This is a genomic window from Fusobacterium sp. SYSU M8D902, from assembly GCF_040199715.1.
Taxonomy (GTDB): Bacteria; Fusobacteriota; Fusobacteriia; order Fusobacteriales; family Fusobacteriaceae; genus Fusobacterium_A.
Window position 1 is genome coordinate 1 of record NZ_JBEFNA010000046.1, and the last position, 7,264, is coordinate 7,264.

Annotated in this window: 5 protein-coding genes and 1 pseudogene; 2 read left to right on the top strand and 4 right to left on the bottom strand. The window is 22.8% G+C overall.

The window, feature by feature from the left end; all coding sequences use genetic code 11:
• Window positions 1-313 precede the first annotated feature (313 nt).
• The 4 genes from ABNK64_RS10720 to ABNK64_RS10735 all read right to left on the bottom strand — a co-directional run bounded on the left by ABNK64_RS10720 (window position 314) and on the right by ABNK64_RS10735 (window position 4,346).
• Complete coding sequence (locus ABNK64_RS10720) at window positions 314-1,108, bottom strand: hypothetical protein (protein WP_294725743.1); 795 nt, start codon at window positions 1,106-1,108, stop codon at window positions 314-316.
• A gap of 15 nt (window positions 1,109-1,123) precedes the next feature.
• On the bottom strand, window positions 1,124-2,332 hold the full coding sequence (locus ABNK64_RS10725) for a ParA family protein (protein WP_294725740.1): 1,209 nt from the start codon (window positions 2,330-2,332) through the stop codon (window positions 1,124-1,126).
• 238 nt (window positions 2,333-2,570) lie between these two features.
• Window positions 2,571-2,714, bottom strand: a complete 144-nt coding sequence (locus ABNK64_RS10730) for a hypothetical protein (RefSeq protein ID WP_294725738.1) — start codon at window positions 2,712-2,714, stop codon at window positions 2,571-2,573.
• A gap of 195 nt (window positions 2,715-2,909) precedes the next feature.
• Window positions 2,910-4,346 carry a replication initiation protein gene (locus tag ABNK64_RS10735; protein ID WP_294725736.1) on the bottom strand — a complete coding sequence of 479 codons (1,437 nt, stop codon included), beginning with the start codon at window positions 4,344-4,346 and terminating at the stop codon, window positions 2,910-2,912.
• Between the two features lie 1,454 nt (window positions 4,347-5,800).
• Here ABNK64_RS10735 and ABNK64_RS10740 point away from each other — a divergent pair.
• Window positions 5,801-6,223, top strand: coding sequence for a type II toxin-antitoxin system PemK/MazF family toxin (locus ABNK64_RS10740; protein ID WP_349764366.1), 423 nt, complete (start codon window positions 5,801-5,803; stop codon window positions 6,221-6,223).
• A gap of 387 nt (window positions 6,224-6,610) precedes the next feature.
• Window positions 6,611-7,264 (top strand): annotated as a pseudogene (locus ABNK64_RS10745) (hypothetical protein); the annotation flags it as partial.

Consider the following 7,264-nt stretch of genomic DNA (forward strand, 5'->3'; position numbering starts at 1 on the left):
CTAGTCAATAAAAATTTACAATGGATTTTGTTTCAAATTTAAGTGGCAAAACATTATTAATTCACTTGCAAAACACACAGTAATTAAGAAACTAATGTTTATCTTAAAACTTAAAATCATATAAAAAGAACATCCTTTTTCTAGAAAGAATGTCCTTAGCATAGAAAAAAATATTCGGTATATTTAATTATCTATTAATTAAAAATTTCTGTCATAAAAAGTATCAATTTACAGAAATAAGCTCACACCCTCCCTTTTATCTACCTAATATTTTTATAATTCTTAATTATATGATCTAGTTTTTTATATTTTCTTAAATAGAAAGTAATTTTTCAATTTCTTCTATATATTTAGAAATCTTTATTACCTTTTCTTTTTCTTCTGTTGTTAATTTTTCTTTAGTAAAAATATTTGCTGCTTTTTCTCCAATTGTTAAAATTTTGTCTTGAAAACTACTAATATCAATCTTAAATTCTTTTTCTCTTGATTCAAGTTGTTCTTTTTTTTCATTATCTGCCATATTACATTGAATAAGTTTTTCCATTTCTTCAAGAGTTAAAGTTTTTTCTAAAAAAGGCAATATCTTTTCTTTATTATCATATAAAAGTTTTACATCTGCATGACTTAAAAATGCAATCATTGTTTTTACCTTTATATCTTTAGCAAGTATAAATAATTCATATTTATCTCTATATCTCTTTGCAGTTCTTACACTAATTTTTAAAACATTTTCAATATAGTTTGTATATGTACTTGTATATTGATTAGCACCTTTATCTCTTTGTCCTAATCCATCAAAAAGATTTTGATAATATGCTCCTAACCATAAAGATGAATTTGCTGAAAATTGAAAATATTTTTTATATTCATTAGTTAAAAAATCTTTTGTTTCTTTATCTATATCTAAACTATTTATATATCTAAATCCTGATTTATCTAATAATACATCCTCAGATAAAACAATTTCATGTTTTATTTCTTTTTTTTCAAGAACAGGTTCTATCTCTTCAATTTGTGTTTCTATTTTTTCAATATCTTCTTTTTTAACTTCATCAAGTAAATTATTAAAATAGTTTAATGAATTACTTTTTATATTTCTTTTTCCCATAATCACTCCTTTTTCCTACATATCTTTAGCAACTTTTATAAAAGATTTTTGAGTTTCTAGCAAATACTTACTTTCACTTTCAAAAATAGTCTTTTTATTTTTTATAAGTTGTTCTATTTGAGCCAATTCTTTTACAGGTTCTGGATAAATAATACTTGTCTTCTTAATCCAGCTATTAAGCATTTGTAAATACTCATCTTTTGCTGCTGTTTTTCTATATTTACTAACCATTATTGCGTGAATCCTAGTCGCTCCTATTTTTTGTACAAGATTAATTGCTCCACGAATAGTTGCTTCATCAGGAACAATTGGAATAATAAACTTATCTGCAACTTCTGTATAAAAATTATCTATATCACTTACTGGTATTCCATCAATAATTATATAATCATAAAACTTTCTTAATTGTTTCATTACTTTTGGAAATTTTAACATATAATTTTGATAATCAGTAAATTCTTTTGCTGTTGTCAATCTAAAGATATCACTTTCAAGAGGAATAATATCTAAATTTTCTCTTGCTTCAATAATATAATCTTTATAATCTATTTTTTTTTCTGAAGATAAAACTAATTGTTTTAAGCCTTTTTTTATAGTAATTTTTCCTACTGCATCTATTGATACATTATTATCTTTACTTAATTCTTGAGCTTCTTCTACTGTTAATAAATTAAATAAATGATCATTTGAAGTATCTGAAGATATTAAAAGGACTTTGCTTTTTTTTATTACTGCTAAAAAATATGCTATTTGAATAGCTGTAAAAGTTTTAGCAGATCCACCTTTTTTTACAGTAATCATATAAATTTTACCTTCTCTTTTTAAAATTCTTTCTTCTTTAACTTCATTTACAACTTTTTTTTCTATTCCTGTAATTTTAATAATATTTTTTTCAATTTTTACTTTTACCATTGGTATTTTATCCAACTGCATCATTTTAGCAACTTGTAAAGGAATTGATATTTTATAATTATTTTTTCCTTTTTCATATCCTGCTTTCATTATTATTGTTAAATGTTTAATTTCTCCATTTTCTACACTTTTCTTTTCTTTTATATCATTGTTAGTAGCCATTAAAAATATATTTTTATCTTTATATTCAAGTATAAATTCTCTTTTTTCTTCATTTAAATCTAAAATATTTACTAATTCTTTTGTTAAATTTAATCGACAACCATTAAGAATATTTCCTTTTCTATACGTTAAAATTATCTTTTTTTCCATATTTTCTCCTTTTTATTATGGACATTGTTATCTATACTATAATTTTATTTTTTAGATAACTATATTTTATAATATATTTTTACATTTATCTTTTCAGTTTCCTAAATATCATTCTTATTAAAATAGTTTTATTCTAACTACTATTTCTTAATTTTAAGGAGTAATAATATATTTTGTCTCTTTACATTATTTATATTTATAAAATTTGCTATGGACAACTTTGTCCATAGCAAAAATTTTACACTATCAAACTTCTTTTTAACTCTATAATTTCTTTTACTTTCATGTTCCTTACAATATAAAACCCTTCCATTATACAACTACCAATATGTAATTCCAAACTTAATTGACAAACATACTTTTCAAAATCCGCTAATTTCATAAAATCACTCCTTTATTATTGAATTTTTAAGAAAAGAATGTTATAATTATAGTGTCAAGTTATAGTATATAACATTCTGAAGCTATTTCATTCCCCAATGAAATAGCTTTTTTCTTATAATAAAATTATATAATATCCAACCCGAAAAGTCAACCCGAAATTTATTTTGCTTTTTATAACCAATTTTTTCTATCTTTATAATAAATTTATAAACTTTTGATATATTTTTTTTTGTTCCTCAAGTGATCTATTTTTTAATTTATCATAATTATTTTCTAAAAATTCTTGAAATTTTTCTTCTTCAGATTGTTCATTTTTTATTTGATATTTTGCAATAAACATTTTTTCAAATCCATTTCTTGAAAATTTTGATCTTCTTGCTTTATTTTGTTTTAAAAATTCTTCATATTCTTTTTCAAATTTTTCTTCATATTCTTCTTTTGTTAAGATTATTTTTTCTTGTATTTTAAATAAATCTTCCTGTATTTCTGATTTTTTATCTTTAACTTCTATTATTTCAGCTTCTTTCATTTTTTCAAATTTATCTTGAACTATTGAATCTCTTTCTTTTTTTATACTTAATATTACTTTTTTAAAATAATTAAGTTCTGTTATTGGCTGTTTAGCAACTTTGTATATCTTTTCTAATCCTGTTATTATATCTTTTTCTTCAAATTCTTTTAATAAAATTTTTATATTTTTTTCTGTTAAAACTTTATTATCACCTACAAAGTGATTTCTTTTACATTTATTTATTGCTCTTTCTAATGCTTTTGAATATAACAATTCTGGTTCTAACACTACTGCTTCTTCTATCATTTCATTATCATTTTGTATTTTTTTTAAATTATCCCATGTAAATTTTAATGCTGCAATTGTTTTCCCTTGTTTTATTTTTTCAATTTTAAAATTTTTAAAATATTCAGGAAGTTCTTTTTCTATATTAACAAGAACCCTTGAATTAACAGCAGACATACGATAACTTTCAGGAACTCCTAATTTTTCTCTAAATTCCATTATTGACATTTCTAATTCTCCAACACTATTCCATTGTTTTAATAATTGGAATAGTAATTTAGAATAGCTGCTTTTTAAATTAGTGAAATCATCTAACTTATATTGTGTAAAATATCTTGTTATATTATTAATTAAAAATTTATATTCTCCATCTATTCTTAGATAAAAATTTTTTTTATCTTCAGAAACAGCATAGCCACTAAATAAATTAAATTCTCCTGTAAATTTTATTCCTGCCTTATTAAACTCAACTGGTATTTTCATTGTTAAAATTTTCTTTTTTAAACTATCCAAAAGTCCTATTTTTTTTTCTCCATTTTTATCTATCCAACCATTAATTAATATATTATTTCCTCTATCCTTTATTTTACAATATTTTTTTATTTCTGCCATTGAAACAATAACTTCATTTTCACCTTTTTCTTTTAAGCAATGTAAAAAATAACTTAATATATTAAGTTCTATACTATTTAATACATGAAGTGTAAGTCTATTAAAAGTATTATCATATACTACAAGCTTATCTTCTTTTTTACTTTTTGGTCTACCAACTTTTTTTTTCTTCTTTTCAGTTGAATTTATAATTTCTGTATTATTTTTTTTTTCTTCAGGCATTTTTTCTCCTTTCAAATTAAGGCTACATCAATTCTATATGTATCCCTATATAGAATACTACATATAAGGCTACAAGTCAACATATATGTATCCTTAATATATTTTTGTCAGAATCTGTATCCTAAAAAAATAAATTTATACAATCATAATAAAAAAAACTCTTTACAAAGATATGTATATTAACAAAAATATAAATTTTAATTTATGTCATATTTTGTATCCTTAATGATAATTTTTGTCAGAAAATGTATCTTTATTTTGTCAGAAAATGTATCCCTATTTTTTTAATTATGTCATATTTTGTATCCTTGAATAATATTTAATGTCATATTTTGTATCCTTATATTTTTAAATTTTTTAATGTGAAGTCTTATATTTAAACAATTGGCATATATTTTGCTATTTAAAATTATTAAAACTTATATTATAAAAATTATTAAAAAGAATAAAAAATTTATTTTTTTATATTTTATATTATAATTAACATAAATAAGCTACAAAATATTAACCACCAATTCAATTAATATAACAAAAAAATCATAATATATAATTATTTCATTATTATACCTTATTAAATACATTTTAAAACAATTTCAACATTTTCCTTTATCATTTTCTTACAAATTACCCTATCAATATCTTACATCCTATTATATCAGTTACCTCATATGCTTTAAAAGGGAAATAAAGGCTTCTAAATACATTTTAACTTTTCTTTCCTATTAAAAAATTTTCAAATATTCAAATTATTTAAAAGTTAAATATCCTAATAATTTTTTCTTAAATTTTTTTTGTATTTCAAAACCTATAATAATATTTTTTATTCAATAGTAAATAGATTTATGAATATATTTTTTTCTTTTGAATGAAGTTTATAAAATCTTTCTTTTCATAATTTTTAATATATTTTCTGAAGCATGTAATTTTGCTAATAAGTTTCCATAAGAATTTTGTCATATTTTGTATCCTCATATTGAGATTTACAATTTTTTTATTTTTATAAAAGCTCATCATTTTTTAAAATATCTTCTAATTTATTTTTTTCTACAAAAGTATTATCTATTTCAAGAAATTTTAATCTGTATTCACATTCAACTAATTTGGAAGAATATTCTTTATATTTATTTAAGGAGTAAATTTTTTATTTTTGGAGAAAATCTTAGTCAGTCAAGGTTAAATAAATGCTTCGCAACCTTGACTGACATATTTTCTGTGAAGTATTTTTCTTAAGCAAAAATAAAAAAAATCAAAAACGCTTCAAAGGACAATAGAGAGGCTTTATAAAAAATTTTGATATAAATCCTCACTTAAAAGGATAGAGTGCCTTAAAAACGATTTTAAACGATCTGAGAAGCTAAAGAAAGTGAAATGAAAAAGTTTAATAGAATTTTTAGAAAAACATTAAAACAAAACAAATCAAAAAAATTTTGAAAGAGAATGACTATCTTTTGCTGATGACATCTTTAGTAAATTTCTTGAAAAATAATAAAAGGATTTTACAAGACCCAAAATTAGAACTAGCTCAAGCAAAAAGAGGGTATGTATATTCGGTTGATTTTGGATATAATACAGGTTCAGAGCTAAGAGATAGACATTATTGTGTGGTATTGGCAGTTCAAGGAAAAGTAGCAAACATAGTTCCTTTTACTTCAAAAAATCCACAAGGGTCAATGATTACGAGGGTAGACTTAGGAATTATTCCTAAATTATCTACAAAAAAAGTTTCTTATGCTTTGGCTAATCAAATAACAACTGTGAGTAAGTCAAGATTAATGACGCCAAGAGTAAAAGGAAAAATGGTCAATGTTAAATTAACTGCTCAACAAATGGAAGCTATAGAAAACGGTTTAGCTTCTTTGTTGTTTAAAAATCCTTGATTTTCATAGAAAAATGTGGTATTATTTAATCACAAAAGAGCTATATGCTCACGTTCATAAGTAAAATGGTCTTTACGACTAAGTTATAGAAAGGGAGTGATAAATCACTCCCTTTACTATTTGGATCTTAGTATTTATGATATTGTTAAAAGGAGTTTGTGTCTGTGAAAGAAATGGAGAATGATAAGTTCTCCGTTTTGTCATATAATTTGGTTGAGGATTAAAATAGGTCTAAAAAATGTATTGATAATATAACGGCTCTATGATGTTTTTTAGGGGGATTTCTTATGACAGGTTTAGAAAATTTATAAGTTAAGAAATGGTTATTATATACTGAAATTAATGTCTATAAATTCTTTGAATTTAATATACAGTAGAAATGATGAAATGCCTTTAGAGGAATGTGAGGGAGCTTCTCAAGAACATCAAAATCATAAATATTATGGAATAGCTACCGAAATTTTAAAAGATAGAGCAAGACATTTTATGATTTTTAATGATTTAAATTTTTTGGAAGAAATTAAAGACAGAGAATTTGTTATTACAAGTCCCATCAGTTATATAGGGAGAAACAGAACGGCGAAAAACTCAAGATTTTTATATGCTTTTGCCATTGATTTAGATGGAGTAGGAAAGCAGCAAATAGAAGATATTTTTTATCAGTATAAAAATGATGTTATGCCAAAACCTAATATCATAGTCAGTTCAGGAAATGGGTTGCATTTATATTATATTCTTGAAAAACCTATAGCTCTTTTTGATAATATCAAAATCCTTTTAAAAAGATTTAAGTATGGGTTAATAGACTTGGTTTGGAACAGCTATACATCAAGCGTCAAGAAAAGACAATATCAAGGAATTTTTCAAGGATTTAGAATCCCTGAAACAAAAACAAAATTTGGAGAAGTTGTAAGAGCTTTTTATTTAGAAAATTCAGAGCTTTATACCATTGAAAAACTTAATCATTGGGTAACAGGAAGAAGAAAATTAGTAGATACAGAAATTGATATTATAAATAAGGCTCTTTATATTCCGAAAAAA